This window comes from Frankia sp. CcMO1 (assembly GCF_977945845.1).
Window position 1 is genome coordinate 27,639 of sequence record NZ_CDWTMG010000003.1, and the last position, 15,735, is coordinate 43,373.

A 15,735-nucleotide genomic window follows, 5' to 3' on the forward strand; every position below is an offset into this window, starting at 1 on the left:
CGGTGCCGGGACGACCGCGTCGACCATGGATGGTGCCTGCGGACCGCGGCGGTGTCGTTGCCCGGCCGGCGCTCACCTCCGCGGTTCTCGCGCAGGTGCTCGCCGGGGCGACGCCCGCGGCCGACGCGGGGTCTTCCGGGGCGTCGGGGTTTTCCGGGGCGTCGGCGGGCGGGGTGATGGACGCACCGGTCGTCCTGTACGGAACGGGCGGAATCGGAAAGACGACCCTGGCTCAGCAGGTCTGTCGGCGTCCGGAGATCGCCAGGCGGTTCGGCGGTGGCGTGCTGTGGGTGACGATCGGGGAGTCGCTCGGCGGCGCGCACCTCGCCGACCGGGTCAATGATCTCAGTGAGGCGCTCTCGGGTCTTCGTCCCGCCCTCTCCGATCCCGAGCAGGCCGGTTTTCATCTCGGCACGCTGCTCGGCGACGAGCCCCGGCTTCTCATCGTCGACGACGTGTGGGAACGCGCCCAGCTCCGCCCCTTCCTGCAGGGCGGTCCGAACACGGTGCGGCTGGTCACCACGCGGCTGCGCGACCTTGCTCCCCGGGCCCGCATGGTTGAGATGCCGACCATGGCCCACGGTGAGGCGATGGCGCTGCTGCTGCGGGACGTCGGCGGTGGTGTGCCGGCGGAGGCCGCGGCGCGGCTGCTGGTCGTCACCGGTCGGTGGCCGATGCTGCTGAGCCTGGTGAACCGGACCCTGGTGCGGCACATTCGGGATGGGATGACCGTGCCGCGGGCCGTCGAGCGGGTGCTGCGTCGCCTCGAGCGGCGCGGTCCGACCGGGCTTGACGTCAGCCGGGCCGCGGACCGGAACGAGGCCGTGGAGGTGACCCTGGGGGCGAGCCTTGGGCTGCTCACCGGGCATCGGTTGGAGCGTTATCTCGAGCTCGCCGTGTTTCCCGAGGACGTCGAGATTCCCCGGGAGGTACTCGAGGTGTACTGGGGAGCCACCGTCGACCTCGATCCGGACGAGGTCGACGATCTCTGCCAGGAGCTCGCGGACCTGTCCCTGGTCGTCGCCTATCGACAGACGCCACCCTCCCTGCTCCTGCAGGATGTGCTTCGCACCTATCTGCGGGTCCGGGTCGGCCCGGCACGGCTGCGTGAACTCGACGCCCTGCTGTGCGATGCCCTCTACACCGCCTTTCTCGCCACCGGGACCGCCACCGCCGGACCGTCGCGGATGCCGGCGCCCTGGTGACTGCTGCCCGACTCCGCCGGATACGCCTGGGCCTATCTGGTCCGTCATCTCACCGGAGCGGAACGGACCGACGAGGTCGCCGCCCTGCTGCACGACCTGCGATGGACCCTCGCCAAACTCGCCCGCCCGCACCTCGGCCCGGTGGCGCTCGAGGCTGATCTGGCCATCGCCACCTCCGCTCTGCCCACCGATCCCGTGCTGGCGGTGCTGAGCCGGACCGTCGCCCAGAGCGCGCATCTGCTGGCCCCCACCGACCCGCCGGAGGCCCTCGGCGCCGTCGTGCTCAGCCGCTTCGACGAACGGCCCGAGCTCGCGGCGGCCCGGTCGCAGCTGGACCGGTACGTCGGCGTACCTCGCCTGGCTAACCGCTGGTCCCTGCCCGACCAGCCGCATCCGGCGCTGCGCCGCGCCTTCGGTGGCCACCGGCGGTGGGTGCACGGGCTCGCCGTTGCTCCCAGCGGCGATTGGCTGGTATCGGCCGGTAGCGATGGAACGGTTCGCGTCTGGGACGTCCCGGAGGGACGATCCCGTGCCGTGCTCACGGGCCACCACGGTCCGGTGCTGGCCTGCGCGGTGGCGCCGGACGGGAGAACCATCGCCTCGGCCGGTGCCGACGGAACGGTCCGCCTATGGACCGCGCCCGATCCCGTCGACGTGCCGGATCTCGGGGATGTCCCGGCTTTCGGGGATGCCCCGGCTCTTGGGGATGCTTCTGGTCTTCGGGATGCTCGGAGTCTCGACGACGGGCAGGCGGACGGCGCCGCTCTGTCCGCCATCACCGCCGTCACCGCCGCAGCCTCGCCGGACCGGCCCGAGCCCCGGGTGCTGACCGGGCCTGCCGGCGAGGTCAACACCTGCGCCTTCACTCCTGACGGGGCGGGGATCATCTCGGTCGGCGGGGCCGGGACCCTGATCCGCTGGGACGTTGTGAGCGGAGATTCTGTCTTTCAGGTCCCCGTCTCCGGCGCGGCGCTGCGCTGCTGCGTGCCGGCGCCGGACGGAAGCTGGATCGCCGTCGCGGGTGACGACTCCGTCATCCGGATCTGTGATGCGACGACCGGAGCCCCGAGGTTGACCCTCACGGGCCATGCCGGATCCGTACTCTCGCTGACCGTCGCTCCAGACGGTAGCTGGCTCGGCTCGTCGGGGCAGGACGGAACAGTCCGCCGATGGTCAATGCCCGCCGGCCGGCAGGATCGCGTGATCAGCGATGGTGCCGGGTCCGTGCGGTGCGCCGCGGTCGGCCCGGATGGCCGCCTCCTGGCGACGACCAGCTGGGAGGGAGCGATCCGGCTCTGGGACGCCGAGCGCGGCACCCATCGCGCGGAGCTGGTCGGCGCCGTCGGAAGCCGCACGTGCGTGGTCTCCCCGGACGGATCATGGGTCGCCGCCGCGGGCCGCTACGGCAGCATCCGGTTGTGGGCAACCGACGTCACCCTGCCCAAGCCCGCCGCGAGTGGCCGGGACGAGGCGATGCGGGGCTGCGCCGTGGTGGTCCCCCGCGGGCGGGACGCGCCCACCCTGGTCGTCGCCTACTCCGACGACGGCACCGCGACCGCCTGGGATCTGGCCACGGGAGAGCCAGGCGCGGCGAGCAGTGGCGGTCGTGTCCAGCAGGCCCGCGGGTCGGTGGCCGCACCCGACGGTTCCTGGGCGGTCGTACCCGTGGACACGAACGCGGTCGGGCTGTGGGATCCCGTCACCGCGACGGTACAGGCCGTGCTGACGGCCGACGTCGAGATCTACGGATTCGCTGTCGACCCCACCGGTTCCTGGCTCGTCGGGGCCTGCGGGGACGGCTCGCTGCGGATGTGGGAGACCGAGGGGGGCGAGTGGCTGGCCACCTTTGCTGCCGCCACCGCCACCGCTGCCGCGTCGAGCGGTTCCGAGGATCCCCGCGGTCTGGTGGGCTCTGTTGATCAGGCGGGTCATCGCGGTCCGGTGCAGGCCTGCGCGGTCAGCCCGGACGGCAGGTGGCTGGCCTCGGGCGGCAATGACCGCACCGTGCGGTTGTGGGACGTGGCGACGTTGGAGCAGCGGGCTGTGCTCACCGGCCACACCGACAACGTGCTGGGCGTGGGGATCTCCCCGGATGGCGCGCTGGTGGCCTCCGCGGGAGCCGACCACACCGTGCGGGTCTGGCGGGTGAGCGACGGCGCGGCGGTGGCGACGCTCATCGGACACGTCCACACCGTGCGCGACGCGGCCTTCTCTCCGGACGGGGCGTGGCTCGCCACCGCGGGCGGCGACGGCGCGCTGCGCATCTGGGACACCTCGACCTGGCGATGCGCCACCATGATGCGTTTCGAGGGCGCGGCCCGGTCCTGCCGGTGGCTTCCCGCGACCGAACTGGCCGGTCTCATCGTGGCCTGCTCGGCCGGGCTCTATCGCTACGACTTCCTCACGGGAGGATTCGTCCCGTGAGGATTCGTCCCGTGAGGACGCTATGACCACTCGTGCGGGAACGGTCGCAGCCGGAGGGGGATGCCCGCGACCACCTGCCACACCTCGTCGGCCTCGGCCGCGAGATCGGCGTTGAGACGGCCGAGCGCGTCGCGGAACCGGCGGCCGGCCTCGGCCGGGGGAACGACTCCGGAACCGACCTCGTCCGTGACCGCGACGACCCGGCGGCCGGTGGCCCGCCAGGCGTCAACGAGCTCCTCCGCGCGGATGCGCAACTCGTCCGGACGGTCCAGCCAGGCGCCGACCCACAGCCCCAGACCGTCGATGAGCAGCGGTGGTCCGGGAGAGCGCAACAGGGGGACCAGATCGACCGTCTCCACGGTCGTCCAGGCGGCCGGGCGCCGCCGCCGGTGTGCGGCGATCCGCTCGGACCACTCGGCGTCGGCCGGATCAGGCGGCGCCGATGTCGCGACGTAGACCACCTCCGGTTCGGCGAGCAGCCGGCGTTCGGCCTCGGCCGACTTCCCCGACCGGGCACCCCCCGTGATCAGGAGCCGGTGTGGTGCCGGGAACACCGGGCGCTGCCACCGCCCTGGTGCCCGTGGTGGCTGTGCTGGCTGAGACGGCTGTGGTGGCTGCCGCCGGGCGGCCGGGACGATGTCATAGACGGTCCCGTCCGCCGGTGCCAGCGCGCCGGCGAGCTGGAGCCGGCGGGCCAGTTCGTCGCCGGGCGGGTTGCGGTGACTCAGATGAACGGCCAGTACCAGGGTGCTCGGCACCACGGCGCCGCGGCGGCGCAGCTCGGCCACGAGCTGACCGAAGGTGTCGAGGTCAAGGTGCTCGCCGAACCCCGGCCGGTCGCCGTTGTTCTCCTCCAGCAACACGACGTCGTAGGCGCGGCCGGTGACCGCCTCGAGCGTCTCCGCCGGCAGCGGCGCCGCGGTGTCGCAGCCGTACAGCAGGCGTCCACCGTCCGGCGCCGTCACGTCGTAGAGCACGGCCGGCCCGATGCTCGCGTCACCGTGCCGGGCGGCGACCGGTCGAACGAGGTAACCCCGATCGCTCGGGGACTCCTGATCCTCCGCGGATCCCCGGTCCTCCGCGGCCTGCCGATCGTCCCCGCCGAGGCGCAGGGGCCCGGGTGCCGTCGGCGTGCCCCCGGGCACCACGGCGATCAGCCGCAGCGGCGAGCCGTCCCGGTCCGGATCGGATCGCTCCCAGCGAGCCAGGAACTCCCGGCACGCCGCCAGCGCCCCCGGCGGACCGACCACGTCGAGGGGCCGTCCCGCGGCTGTCGACCACGAGCGCCACATCAGGCTCTCGGGCCCCAGATGATCGGGATGGGCGTGGCTGATCAGCAGATGACGCAGCCCCGACAGGCGTACTCCGAGCCGGGCAGCGGTCCGGGGCACGTCGGGACCACAGTCGATCAGCAGGGCGTCGTCGATCAGAACGGCCGTCTGCCCGCGTACTTCGTGTTCCCTGGCCCAGGCACAGGATGCGCAGTCGCACCACGGGTTGGGCCAGCCGTCCGCCGAGCCGGTGCCGAGCAGCGTCACCTTCATCGTGTTCCGTCTCCCGGATCCCGTGGCGCCCCGGATCCCCCGGGGTCTCCGCCTCTCCGGGTTCTCAAGCCTGCCAGGCTCCGTGGCCTCCGGAACCTCAGACGTGCGGGTGGCGCTTGCGCTCCCACAGGGTCATGAGGGTGAGCACCACCGCCAGCAGGAAGATCGCCGCGAAGGTGACGAGCGCGGCGGCCCACCAGGTCAGGGGCGCGTCCTCGTGTTCCACGGACTCGGCCACGATGGCCGCTGCGTTGTAGACGGTCGTTCCCACGCGGGTTCTTCCTCCTTGTACCGACGTACTGCTCACGCAGACGTGCCTGTCGTGCGGACCTGCCTTCGACGCGGCTGTGCTCACCGTGCGGACCTCCGCCGGCTCGCGCGACCGGCGATGACCGGTGACGCCGGCTTCGCGATCGTGGTGGTCGCGGTGCCGTCCGGGCATCCACCAGAACTGACGTTACCGGCGTTCACGACATCTTGGCGCCGGTATCGCCGACCGCGCCAGTAGCACGGGCCGACCGGACCCGGGCCCGCGGGCCGGTCGACCAGTGCCACGATGGATCATCGGCCCTGGGGTGGGGCCGGGAGTCCCGCGTCGGCTGGGTGCACGCGGTTGGATGGGGCGACCGGCCGGCGCACTGGCCGATCACGGCCGGCGGTTCCAGCGCGGGCCGCCCGGGTGGGAAGGACACACTCATGACCTGGACCTGGCGCTACGAAGGCGATGACGGCACCATCACGATGGTCGGCGGGGACTCGACCTCCGAGTCGTTCACCAGCCAGGGAGACGCTGAGACGTGGCTCGGGGAGACCTGGCGTGACCTGCTCGATGCGGGGGTGGCGCAGGTGACGCTCCTCGATGCCGGCCGTCGCATCTACGGGCCGATGAGCCTGCGCCCGGTGACCTGAGCCGCCTCCGCCCGTGCCGGTCCCGACCGGTGCCGGTCCCGATTCGTGCCGACCGAACTACCTCTTGACGAGAGGTCGGCTAACGGCGTTAGCTAGCAGTGTTGGCTAGCGGCGTCGGCCTGTCCGGTGTGGTCCGGCCGGCCGAACCATCGAGATCGCTTAGGCTGGCGCCGGGCCGCTCCGGTCGGCAGAGAGGGTGCAGATCTTGACCGAGCACAACAACCCGTCCACTCTGGCTGAAGCGCATTACCTCGCCCCCGGATGGTTCACTCGTAACGTGGCCAACCGCGCCGTCGCGGCGTTGACCCGGGCGGGGATCAGCCTCCTGGGCAGCCGGATCCTCGAGGTACGCGGCCGGATCAGCGGCGAGCCGCGCCGGACCCCGGTGAACCTGCTCATCTTCGACGGGCAGCAGTACCTGGTCTCGGCGCGAGGACATGGCCAGTGGGTGCGTAATCTGCGCGTGGCCCAGGGCGAGCTGTACCTGCTGCGTGGCCGGTCGCGCACGCGTTACTCCGCGATCGAGCTGGATCCGGCGGCGAGCGTCGCCGTGCTGCGGGCCTACCTGCGGCGGTGGAAGGCCGAGGTCGGCGCCTTCTTCGACGGGGTCGGGCCGGGCTCGTCCGATGAGGAGATCCGTCGGATCGCGCCCCGCCATCCCGTCTTCGTGATCACGCCGGCGTGAACACAGGGACGGCAACCTCACCGGTGCGGGCGGAATCCGGGTCGGCGCCGGCGCGGGGAGCACGGTCGGTGGCGGAGGTGCGGCCGGCCGGCGAGCTGCCGTTGCCCAGGATCGCGCCCCGCCCGGTCCTGGGCCCCGTCTCGCCGCGGGTCACCGAGATCATCACGGTCGCGCGAGGGGTGCTGGAGACCGAGGGGGCGGGGGCGCTGACGATGCGCCGGATCGGTGATCTCCTCGGTATCCGGGCGCCGTCGCTGTACAAGCATCTCGCGGGCAAGCCGCAGCTCGAGGCCAAGCTGATCGAGACCATGCTCATGGAGATCGGGGAGTTGCTCCACGACGTGGTCGACCGCAGCGGTTCCGCGGAGGTGGTCCCGGCCCTGCTGGCCGCGTACCGGGGCTATGCCCGAGCCCATCCGAACCTCTACCGCCTGGTCACCGCCGGTTCGCTGAACCGTCGGCTACTGAGCGCCGACGTCGAGGACTGGGCGGGGGAGCCGTTCTACCGGGCGGCCGGGGAACCCTATCTCGCGCAAGCCCTGTGGGCCGCCGCGCACGGCATGATGATCCTCGAACTGGACGGCCGCTACCTGCCAGGATCCGATCTCGACCGGACCTGGCAGGCGCTGGCCTCCGCTTTCCGCCGAACCGACCCGGCCGACGACCAACCTGGCTGATTCGATCCGATTCGATCCGGGGCAGCCGGCGGGCCCGGGGCCAGGCCTGGAGGCAGGCCCGGGTCAGGCCCGGGTGACGACCTTGGCGAGCACGTCGTCGATCCGATCGAGCAGCACCGCGTCGAGCGTCACGCCGGCAGCCTTGACGTTCTCCCGTACCTGCTCCGGCCGGGATGCGCCGATGATCGCTGAGGCGACGTTGTCGTTCTGCAGCACCCAGGCGATGGCGAGCTGCGCCATCGACAGCCCGGCGTCCGCGGCGATCGGCCGCAGCTCCTGCACCGCGGTCAGCACGTCGTCGCGCAGCAGCCGGGAGATGAAGGTGGAACCGGTTCCACCGGTGGCCCGGCTGCCGGTCGGCGGTGGCTGACCGGGCAGGTACTTGCCGGTGAGCACGCCCTGGGCGATCGGCGACCAGACGATCTGGGAGATCCCGGCCTTCCGGCTGACGGGCACGATGTCGGCCTCGATGGTCCGCCACAGCATCGAGTACTGCGGCTGGTTGGAGATGATGCGGTCCAGCCCCAGCTCGCCGGCCAGCCGGACGGCGTCGCTGATCTGCTCGGCGCTCCACTCGGACACGCCGACGTAGAGCACTTTGCCGGCGCGGACGAGGTCGTCGAAGGCCCGCAGGGTCTCCTCGACCGGCACCGTTGGGTCGTACCGGTGTGCCTGGTAGAGGTCGAGGTGGTCGGTGCGCAGACGGCGCAGCGAGGCGTGCGCGGACTCGATGATGTGCTTGCGACCGAGGCCCTTGTCGTTCTCGCCCGGGCCGGTGGGCCAGTAGACCTTGGTGAACAGCTCGTAGGACTCCCGGCGCACGCCCTGCAGCGCCTCGCCCAGGACGCTCTCGGCGCGGGTACCGGCGTAGACGTCCGCGGTGTCGAATGTGGTGATGCCCTCGTCGAGGGCGGCACGCACACAGGCGGTCGCCGCATCCGCCTCGATCTGGTCACCATGGGTGATCCAGTTGCCGTAGGAGATCTCACTGACCGACAGGCCGCTGCGCCCGAGACGTCGATGCTTCACGTGACGACCTTAGCCGTCGGCCCTGACCGTCGATCAGGGGCGCGGGCCGGAGCGGGAGACCCGCGGGCGGGGGAGTCGCCAGCGCCGCGGCAGTAGCGCGCGCTGCACGGCGTAGGCCCGCACCCGCACCCGGGAGTCCGGGTACTTCTCCGCGACGCGCCGGCTCACCTGCCAGGAGAGCAGGAGCGAGTCGATGACGACCGCGACGATCCCGAGCAGCATCAGCAGGGTCGCGGCCAGCTTGATCGATGCGTTCGGGACCAGTCCGCCGACGAAGTAGACGATGGCGATCGGCAGGAAGAACGACCCGACGTTGATCCGCGTGTCCACGAAGTCGCGGGCCAGCACGCGCTCGGGCGCGCGTTCACGCGGTGGCAGCCGGCTGACGTCGCCGGACATCATCGCCGCGCGGTACTCCTGGCTCTGCCTGCGTCGCGCCGCCCGCGCCTCCTGCTTGTTCGCCGGGGCGCCGAGCGCCCCACCGGGCTTCGTACGGGCGGCCCGCGCCTCCGCCCGGCGGGGCGTGGGTCGGCCCTTGGCCGCCGTGCGCCGCGGATCGGCGACCTTCTCCTGTTCGGCCCTCTCCACCTGCTCGGCGATCGGATCCCCGGCGATGGGACCGGAGCCGGCATCGGAGCTGGCGGAGCCGCGTCGTTTCAGCAGAGCCATCAGGGCAGCGCCAACATCTGGTCGAGAGCCTTCCGGGCATAGGGGGCCATGTCCGGGTCGACGGTGATGCGGTTCACCGTCTCACCCCGCACGAGGGACTCCAGCGCCCACACGAGGTGGGGCATGTCGATCCGGTTCATGGTGGAACAGAAACACACCGTACGGTCCAGGAAGACCACGGTCTGGTCAGGGTGCCTCGTCGCCAGCCGCTGCACCAGGTTCAGCTCGGTACCGATCGCGAACGCCGATCCGGCGGGAGCGGCATCGACGACCGAGATGATGTACTCGGTCGAGCCGACGAGGTCGGCCGCGGTGACGACCTCCCGCCGGCACTCCGGGTGGGCGAGCACCGTCACCCCGGGGATCCGGCGGCGGACTTCGTCGACACTATCGCGGGTGAACCGGCCGTGTACCGAGCAGTGACCCCGCCAGAGGATCATCTTCGCCTCGCGCAGCTGCCGGCTGGTCAGTCCTCCCGAGGGCTTGCGGGGGTCGTAGACGACGCAGTCCTGCTCGCTCATCCCCAGCTCCCCGATGGCGGTGTTGCGGCCGAGGTGCTGATCCGGCAGGAAGAGCACCCGGGCGCCCCCACGCTCGCCGAAGGCCCACTCCAGCGCGCGCCTGGCGTTCGACGACGTGCAGATCGTCCCGTCGTGGCGCCCGGTGAACGCCTTGATCGCGGCCGAGGAGTTCATGTAGCTCACTGGAACGGTGCCGGCGGCGACTCCCGCGTCGAGCAGATCGTCCCAGGCCTGCTCGACCTGCTCGGCTGTGGCCATGTCCGCCATCGAGCAGCCGGCGGCAAGGTCCGGCAGGATCACCTGCTGGTGCGCGCCGGTAAGGATGTCGGCGCTTTCCGCCATGAAGTGCACGCCGCAGAAGACGATCGCCTCGGCCTGCGGCCGCGCGGCGGCCTGCTGGGCCAGCTTGAACGAGTCGCCGGTCACGTCGGCGAAAGCGATGACCTCGTCGCGTTGGTAGTGGTGCCCGAGGATGAACGCCCGATCACCCAGCGCCCGCTTCGCCGCCGCGGCGCGGGCTGTGAGGGTCGGATCGGCCGCCGGGGGGAGTTCACCCGGACAGTCCACGCCACGCTCGCTGGCCGGGTCGGCCTGGCGTCCGAGTAGCAGCAGGGCCAGCGGTGACGGAGTCACACCGACCCGGTCGAGGGCCGGGTCGCGAGCAGGGATCGGGCCGCGAGCAGGGATCGGGCCGCGAGCAGGGATCGGGTCGCGCCGCAGGGCCGGGTTGGTGGTCATGGCACTCCTCCGGTCGACCGGCCCTCGGCCTGGCCGCCTCGTCGTCCGCGGCGGCCGATCGAACGATCCCGCCGGACCCGTCCACGAATGGTCGATGAGACTCTAACTCCCGGCGCCATCGTATGCCGAGCTCTTCGTGGTCAGCTGGCGGCCAGACGAAGGTCACTAACGTGAACGGGAGTGACCACCGTCTCCAAGCATGGTCGGGATCTCGACGTGGTTGGCCCGCGCCGGCATCGCTACCATAGGAAGCGGATCCCGGCCGACGGTGTTGGGCATGGATGTCGGCACAGTGGCAGTGCCGTGCCCGGGGGGGTGTGCGCCGGATGGTCGGCGGCGCCCTGCGTACAAGTCAACCGGAACTAGTGGCCTGGCTTGCCAGGCACGTCCACCAAGGGCAGGAGTAGTCCCTATGACCGTTCAGGACACCACCGCACCCGCGACGCAGTCCTCGAGCGTCGTCCTCACCGACACCGCCGCAGGCAAGGTGAAGACCCTGCTTGAGCAGGAGGGTCGGGATGACCTCAAGCTGCGTATCGCGGTGCAGCCCGGAGGCTGCTCGGGCATGCGCTACCAGCTGTTCTTCGACGAGCGGTCCCTCGACGGCGACACCGTCCTCGATTTCTCCGGTGTCAAGGTGGCGGTGGACCGGATGAGTGCCCCGTACCTCGGCGGGGCGACGATCGACTTCGTCGACACGATCGAGAAGCAGGGTTTCACCATCGATAACCCGAACGCCCAGGGTTCCTGCGCCTGCGGCGACTCGTTCCACTGATGCGCTGAGCACCGGGCCGCACCTCCTGCTCGGGCCGCGTCTCGGCGCGAGCCCCGGGGCGCGGTTCGGTGACCGGTTGATCAGACCGGAACGTTCGGGAGAGCCCGGTCCGACCTTTGTTCGTCGGACCGGGCTCTCCCGCATGTGTTGTGTCGGTATCCGCTTGTGTCGGTATCCGTCGTTTCCATTGCCTGCGGGTCCATTGCCTGCGGGCCGCCGGAATCACGGGACACCGCGATCTGACGCCTCCGTAATGACGCGTGTGAACCAGCGCGAGCCGGTGGTTCCGGGCTTCGGGGCAGGCCGGTAAGCTCCTTGATCGTGCGTATCGCCGTGACTGGTTCCATCGCCTCCGACCACCTCATGCGCTTTCCTGGAAAGTTCGCCGAGCAGTTGCTCGCCGACCAGCTTGAGCGGGTCTCGCTGTCCTTCCTCGTCGACGAGCTCGTGATCCGGCGGGGCGGAGTGGCGGCCAACATCGCCTTCGGCCTGGGCCGGCTGGGCCTGCGCCCGATCCTCGTCGGCGCGGTCGGCGAGGACTTCGCCGACTACCGTTCCTGGCTCGACCGGCACGGTGTGGACACCGCCTCCGTGCGGGTCAGCGAGATCGCGCACACCGCGCGGTTCGTCTGCACCACCGACGAGGACCTCAACCAGATCGCGTCCTTCTACCCGGGTGCGATGAGTGAGGCCGCCGACATCGAGCTGAGGCCGATCGCCGAGCGGTTCGGCGGCCTGGACATGGTGATCGTCAGCCCCAACGACCCCGGGGCGATGCTGCGCCACAGCGAGGAGTGCCGACAGCGGGGATATCCGTTCGCGGCGGACATCTCCCAGCAGCTCGCGATCATGGAGGGCCCGCAGATCCGCGAGCTCGTCGTCGGTGCGGCCTACCTGTTCTGTAACGAGTACGAGAAGGCGCTGCTCGCCAGCAAGACCGGCTGGTCGGACGAGGAGATCCTGGCCAGGGTCGGCGTCCGGGTGACCACGCACGGCAAGGATGGTGCGGTCATCGAGGCCCCGGAGAGCGACCCCATCCGGGTCCCGGTCGTTCCCGCCCGCGCCACCCCGGATCCCACCGGAGTCGGGGACGCCTTCCGGGCTGGGTTCTTCGCCGGCCGGTCCTGGGACCTCTCGCTCGAACGCTCCGCCCAGGTCGGCTCCCTGCTCGCCACCCTGGTCCTGGAGACGATCGGCACCCAGGAGTACACGGTGGAGCCGTCGGAGGTGCTTAAGCGTCTCACCGAGGCCTACGGTTCCGACGCCGCCGCCGAGATCGCCGAGCATCTGCCGACAATCTGAGCCGGAAGATTATACAAGCCGCCGGATGACGAACGCCTCCCCGCCCTCCGGGAGCGGGGAGACGCCCACCAGCTCCTGACCCCGCAGCCGGCACCAGGCCACGACGTCCGCGCCGGCGGCGGGATCGTCGGCCCAGAGCGTGATGGTGCCGGTCACCGGAATCCCGCCGAAGGCGCGGGCCAGATCGATGATCGGCAGCGGGCAGCGCCGTCCTCGCGAGTCGACCGTGTGCGGCTGTTCCGTCATCGGATTGTCGGCGTCAAAGCCCGGCGGCGCCCAGCCGGTCCCGCACGGCGCGCACGGCCGCGGGCAGCGCCGTCAGCAGGGCGTCGAGGTCGGCCCGGGTCGACTCGCGGCCGAAGGAGATCCGCAGGTTGCCGTGCGTCAACGCGCCCATGGCGACCAGGACATGGCTCGGGGCCAGGGTGTCGGATGTGCAGCTCGACCCGGAGCTCACGGCGATTCCGGCCCGGTCGAGCTCGGTCAGCAGTGCCTCGCCCTCGACGTAGAGGCAGGAGAACGCGCTGATGTGCGGAACCGTCGCTGCCCGGTCCGGGTCGCCGAGTAGTTCCACGCCGTCGACGAGTTCGGGCAGCCGGCGGCGCAGCTCGGCCACGTAGCCGGCGAGCCGGGGCGCCTCCGCGGCGAGTTCACCCGCCCGGGCGCTCAGCGCCGTGGCGGCGGCGGCGACGGCGGGGACGTTCGGATAGCCCGCAACCCGACCGCCCTCCCGCTCGTCGACGGGACCGGGACTGCGCCAGCGGGTCCCGGTGCGCACGGCGAGAACGCCCACCCCGGGTGGTCCGCCGAACTTGTGGGCACTCGCGGTGAGCAGATCCACCCCGAGGTCGGCCAGGTCGACGGGGATGTGGCCGACTGTCACGGCGGCATCGGTGTGCAGCGGCACCCCGGCGGCGCGCATCCGTTCGGCGACCTCGGCGACCGGCTGGATGGTCCCGACCTCATGGTTGGCGTGCTGGAGGCTGGCGACGGCGGTACCGGCGACGGGGGTGAAGCCGGCGGGGTCGATCCGGCCAAGATGATCCACACCGACCCTGACGACCCGTCCACCGGCCTGTTCGTGCCGCTGCGCAGCGTGCAGGACGCTGGAGTGCTCGACCGCGCTGACCATGACGACGTCACCCGCGCGCCGCCGGGCCGCCGCCGTGCCCAGCAGGGCCAGATGCGCCGCCGCCGACCCGCTCGCGGGAAAACTGATCTCGTCCGGCCGAGCCCCGAGTACGCTCGCGACGGTCTCGCGCGCCGCGTCGAGCAGCATGCGCGCCCGGCGGCCCTCCCGATACAACCGTGCCGGGTCGGCCCAGCCATCCTGAAGGGCCACTAGCAGAGTCTCGCGCGCGGCAGGGTGCAGCGGCGTGGTCGACGCGTGGTCGAGATAGGCCGGCACCTGTGAAACGGTACGCCGTGAACGGCCGGGAGGGGCGTGCGTCACAGGCGCTGACGGGGGCCTGAGGCGAGAAGGTTCGCGGCCGCTGAGATACGCTGCTGCCGCACCATCTACAGCGTGTCGAAGACAGCATGTCGTCCGGTTGGATCGGCGGGGCGACATGGCGTTTCCAGGGGGTCTCGCGCGCGGGGACGAACGCTGTCCGCCCCCGCGGCCGCGGCCCGCTCGTCGTGGGAGGCAGGACCTGGTGAGGAGATCCTTCGGTCGGACCCGGCCGTCGCTCGCGGATGTCGAGGACACGCCGACGACGCCGGCTGGCTCCGACACACGCGCAGCCGCGGTGTCCGCGGTCGGCGTGCACGGGACGCGGCACATCCGGCCGCTTCGGCGTGTCCTGCGTCTCAGCGCCGCGCTCGCTGTCGTGGGGATCATGGCGACCGCCTGCGACAGGCCCACATTCGGCTATCCCGAGGGCGTGACGAACCACACGCCGCGCCTTCTCAACATCTGGCAGGGTTCGGCGATCGCGGCGCTCGCCGTCGGTGTGCTCGTCTGGGGAATGATCTTTTACGCGGTCATCGCCTTCCGGAAACGCAGCGACGTACTTCCCCGCCAGGTGCGCTACAACCTGCCGGTCGAGGTGCTCTACACCGTCGTGCCGGTGGTGATCGTGGCCGGGCTGTTCTTCTACACGGCCCGGGACGAGACCGAGGTCACCAAGCTTTCGTCGAAGCCCGACGTCACCGTCGACGTGATCGCCTTCCGGTGGAACTGGCAGTTCAAGTACCTCGACACCGGATCCGGCCGGCAGGGTGCCAACCCGATCGAGGTCACCGGTCGCCCCGGTGAGCCGGCGGTGCTCGTGCTGCCGCAGAACCGCTCGATCCGTTTCGTGGAGAGCTCGCCGGACGTCATCCACTCGTTCTGGGTGCCGGAGTTCCTGTTCAAGCGGGACGTCATCCCCGGCCGGGTGAACCAGTTCGAACTGACCGTCACGAAGACCGGCACCTTCATCGGTCGATGCGCCGAACTGTGCGGGACGGACCACGACCGGATGAACTTCTATGTGAAGGTCGTGCCGCAGGCCGAGTACGACACGTTCATCGCGGACCGGGAGAACGCGGTGATCTCGGCGACGCCGGCCGCGTCGATGACCGGGACCGCCGCCACCACCGCAACCACCGGGAGTGGACAGTGACCCTCGTACAAGAACCGGGTGTCGGGCACGCCGACTCCCCGGCCCCCCACATCCCCCGGCGGACGAACCTGCTCGGCTATCTGCGGACGACGTCCCACAAGGACATCGCCGTCATGTACTTCGTCACGTCGTTCGTGTTCTTCATCGTCGCCGGCCTCATGGCCATCATGATCCGGGCGGAGCTGGCCCGCCCGGGGCTGCAGCACTTTTCCAACGAGCAGTACAACCAGCTGTTCACGATGCACGGCACGCTGATGCTGCTCATGTTCGCGACCCCGATCGCCTTCGCGTTCGGGAACTTCCTAGTGCCGCTGCAGATCGGCGCGCCGGACGTGGCGTTCCCGCGGCTGAACGCGCTGTCCTACTGGTTCTTCCTGTTCGGCAGCCTGACGGTGATCTTCGGGTTCCTGACCCCGAACGGGTCGGCGTCCTTCGGCTGGTTCGCCTACTCGCCGCTGAACAACGGGGTGTACTCGCCGGGGGCCGGGTCGGACCTGTGGATCCTGGGGCTGACGGTGTCTGGTCTGGGCACCATCCTCGGCGCCGTCAACATGATCACAACGATCCTGACGATGCGGGCCCCGGGCATGACGATGTTCCGGCTGCCGATCTTCTGCTGGAACTTCCTGGTGACCTCGATCCTCGTGCTGG

General features: G+C 71.0%; 16 protein-coding genes. 9 read left to right on the forward strand and 7 right to left on the reverse strand.

The window, feature by feature from the left end; all coding sequences use genetic code 11:
* The first annotated feature begins 29 nt into the window (after nt 1–29).
* Together AC08OU_RS01050 and AC08OU_RS01055 are read left to right on the forward strand one after the other, a co-directional pair.
* Complete coding sequence (locus AC08OU_RS01050; RefSeq protein ID WP_476599322.1) at nt 30–1,205, forward strand: NB-ARC domain-containing protein; 1,176 nt, start codon at nt 30–32, stop codon at nt 1,203–1,205.
* A gap of 141 nt (nt 1,206–1,346) precedes the next feature.
* Entirely contained in the window at nt 1,347–3,629 is a 2,283-nt protein-coding gene (locus tag AC08OU_RS01055) for a hypothetical protein (RefSeq protein WP_476604086.1), read from the forward strand.
* A 20-nt stretch (nt 3,630–3,649) separates the two neighbouring features.
* Here AC08OU_RS01055 and AC08OU_RS01060 read toward each other — a convergent pair whose 3' ends face one another.
* Complete coding sequence (locus tag AC08OU_RS01060; protein WP_476599323.1) at nt 3,650–5,173, reverse strand: bifunctional adenosylcobinamide kinase/adenosylcobinamide-phosphate guanylyltransferase; 1,524 nt, start codon at nt 5,171–5,173, stop codon at nt 3,650–3,652.
* 97 nt (nt 5,174–5,270) lie between these two features.
* Entirely contained in the window at nt 5,271–5,444 is a 174-nt protein-coding gene (locus AC08OU_RS01065; RefSeq protein WP_011437513.1) for a hypothetical protein, read from the reverse strand.
* Between the two features lie 425 nt (nt 5,445–5,869).
* Between AC08OU_RS01065 and AC08OU_RS01070 the strand changes: the two genes are divergently transcribed.
* The 3 genes from AC08OU_RS01070 to AC08OU_RS01080 all read left to right on the forward strand — a co-directional run bounded on the left by AC08OU_RS01070 (nt 5,870) and on the right by AC08OU_RS01080 (nt 7,444).
* Entirely contained in the window at nt 5,870–6,082 is a 213-nt protein-coding gene (locus AC08OU_RS01070; protein ID WP_462186322.1) for a hypothetical protein, read from the forward strand.
* Between the two features lie 205 nt (nt 6,083–6,287).
* A complete protein-coding gene (locus AC08OU_RS01075) occupies nt 6,288–6,767 on the forward strand; it encodes a nitroreductase/quinone reductase family protein (RefSeq protein ID WP_476599325.1) in 480 nt (159 codons plus the stop codon).
* Nucleotides 6,768–6,835: 68 nt separating this feature from the next.
* Entirely contained in the window at nt 6,836–7,444 is a 609-nt protein-coding gene (locus AC08OU_RS01080) for a TetR/AcrR family transcriptional regulator (RefSeq protein WP_476599327.1), read from the forward strand.
* A gap of 63 nt (nt 7,445–7,507) precedes the next feature.
* Here AC08OU_RS01080 and AC08OU_RS01085 read toward each other — a convergent pair whose 3' ends face one another.
* Genes AC08OU_RS01085 through nadA form a run of 3 tightly spaced genes read right to left on the reverse strand, consistent with a single transcriptional unit; the run spans nt 7,508 to nt 10,401 of the window.
* A complete protein-coding gene (locus tag AC08OU_RS01085; protein ID WP_462186319.1) occupies nt 7,508–8,473 on the reverse strand; it encodes an aldo/keto reductase family protein in 966 nt (321 codons plus the stop codon).
* Nucleotides 8,474–8,506: 33 nt separating this feature from the next.
* Complete coding sequence (locus tag AC08OU_RS01090; RefSeq protein ID WP_476599329.1) at nt 8,507–9,142, reverse strand: DUF3043 domain-containing protein; 636 nt, start codon at nt 9,140–9,142, stop codon at nt 8,507–8,509.
* On the reverse strand, nt 9,142–10,401 hold the full coding sequence (gene nadA, locus AC08OU_RS01095) for a quinolinate synthase NadA (protein ID WP_476599331.1): 1,260 nt from the start codon (nt 10,399–10,401) through the stop codon (nt 9,142–9,144). Before nadA ends, AC08OU_RS01090 begins: the two co-directional genes overlap by 1 nt.
* 412 nt (nt 10,402–10,813) lie before the next feature.
* On the opposite strand from nadA, the gene erpA reads away from it, so the two are divergent.
* Together erpA and AC08OU_RS01105 are read left to right on the forward strand one after the other, a co-directional pair.
* Nucleotides 10,814–11,176: an iron-sulfur cluster insertion protein ErpA gene (gene erpA / locus AC08OU_RS01100; RefSeq protein ID WP_462186316.1), complete on the forward strand. Its 363-nt coding sequence runs from the start codon at nt 10,814–10,816 to the stop codon at nt 11,174–11,176.
* A gap of 321 nt (nt 11,177–11,497) precedes the next feature.
* Complete coding sequence (locus AC08OU_RS01105; protein WP_476599333.1) at nt 11,498–12,478, forward strand: carbohydrate kinase family protein; 981 nt, start codon at nt 11,498–11,500, stop codon at nt 12,476–12,478.
* Between the two features lie 9 nt (nt 12,479–12,487).
* Here AC08OU_RS01105 and AC08OU_RS01110 read toward each other — a convergent pair whose 3' ends face one another.
* Both AC08OU_RS01110 and AC08OU_RS01115 read right to left on the reverse strand, forming a co-directional pair.
* Entirely contained in the window at nt 12,488–12,724 is a 237-nt protein-coding gene (locus AC08OU_RS01110; RefSeq protein ID WP_462186314.1) for a sulfurtransferase TusA family protein, read from the reverse strand.
* Nucleotides 12,725–12,737: 13 nt separating this feature from the next.
* Entirely contained in the window at nt 12,738–13,886 is a 1,149-nt protein-coding gene (locus AC08OU_RS01115) for a cysteine desulfurase family protein (protein WP_476599335.1), read from the reverse strand.
* A gap of 247 nt (nt 13,887–14,133) precedes the next feature.
* On the opposite strand from AC08OU_RS01115, the gene ctaC reads away from it, so the two are divergent.
* Nucleotides 14,134–15,084, forward strand: coding sequence for an aa3-type cytochrome oxidase subunit II (gene ctaC / locus AC08OU_RS01120; protein WP_476599337.1), 951 nt, complete (start codon nt 14,134–14,136; stop codon nt 15,082–15,084).
* Nucleotides 15,081–15,735 (forward strand): cytochrome c oxidase subunit I (locus AC08OU_RS01125; protein WP_476604087.1); only part of this gene is annotated, 655 nt, incomplete at its 3' end. The genes ctaC and AC08OU_RS01125, both read left to right, overlap by 4 nt.

Coding starts and splice junctions, on each gene's coding strand:
- AC08OU_RS01050 (WP_476599322.1), top strand. CDS start 30: ATGGTGCCTGCGGACCGCGGCGGTGTCGTTGCCCGGCCGGCGCTCACC.
- AC08OU_RS01060 (WP_476599323.1), bottom strand. CDS start 5,173: ATGAAGGTGACGCTGCTCGGCACCGGCTCGGCGGACGGCTGGCCCAAC.
- AC08OU_RS01070 (WP_462186322.1), top strand. CDS start 5,870: ATGACCTGGACCTGGCGCTACGAAGGCGATGACGGCACCATCACGATG.
- AC08OU_RS01090 (WP_476599329.1), bottom strand. CDS start 9,142: ATGGCTCTGCTGAAACGACGCGGCTCCGCCAGCTCCGATGCCGGCTCC.
- nadA (WP_476599331.1), bottom strand. CDS start 10,401: ATGACCACCAACCCGGCCCTGCGGCGCGACCCGATCCCTGCTCGCGGC.
- erpA (WP_462186316.1), top strand. CDS start 10,814: ATGACCGTTCAGGACACCACCGCACCCGCGACGCAGTCCTCGAGCGTC.
- AC08OU_RS01110 (WP_462186314.1), bottom strand. CDS start 12,724: ATGACGGAACAGCCGCACACGGTCGACTCGCGAGGACGGCGCTGCCCG.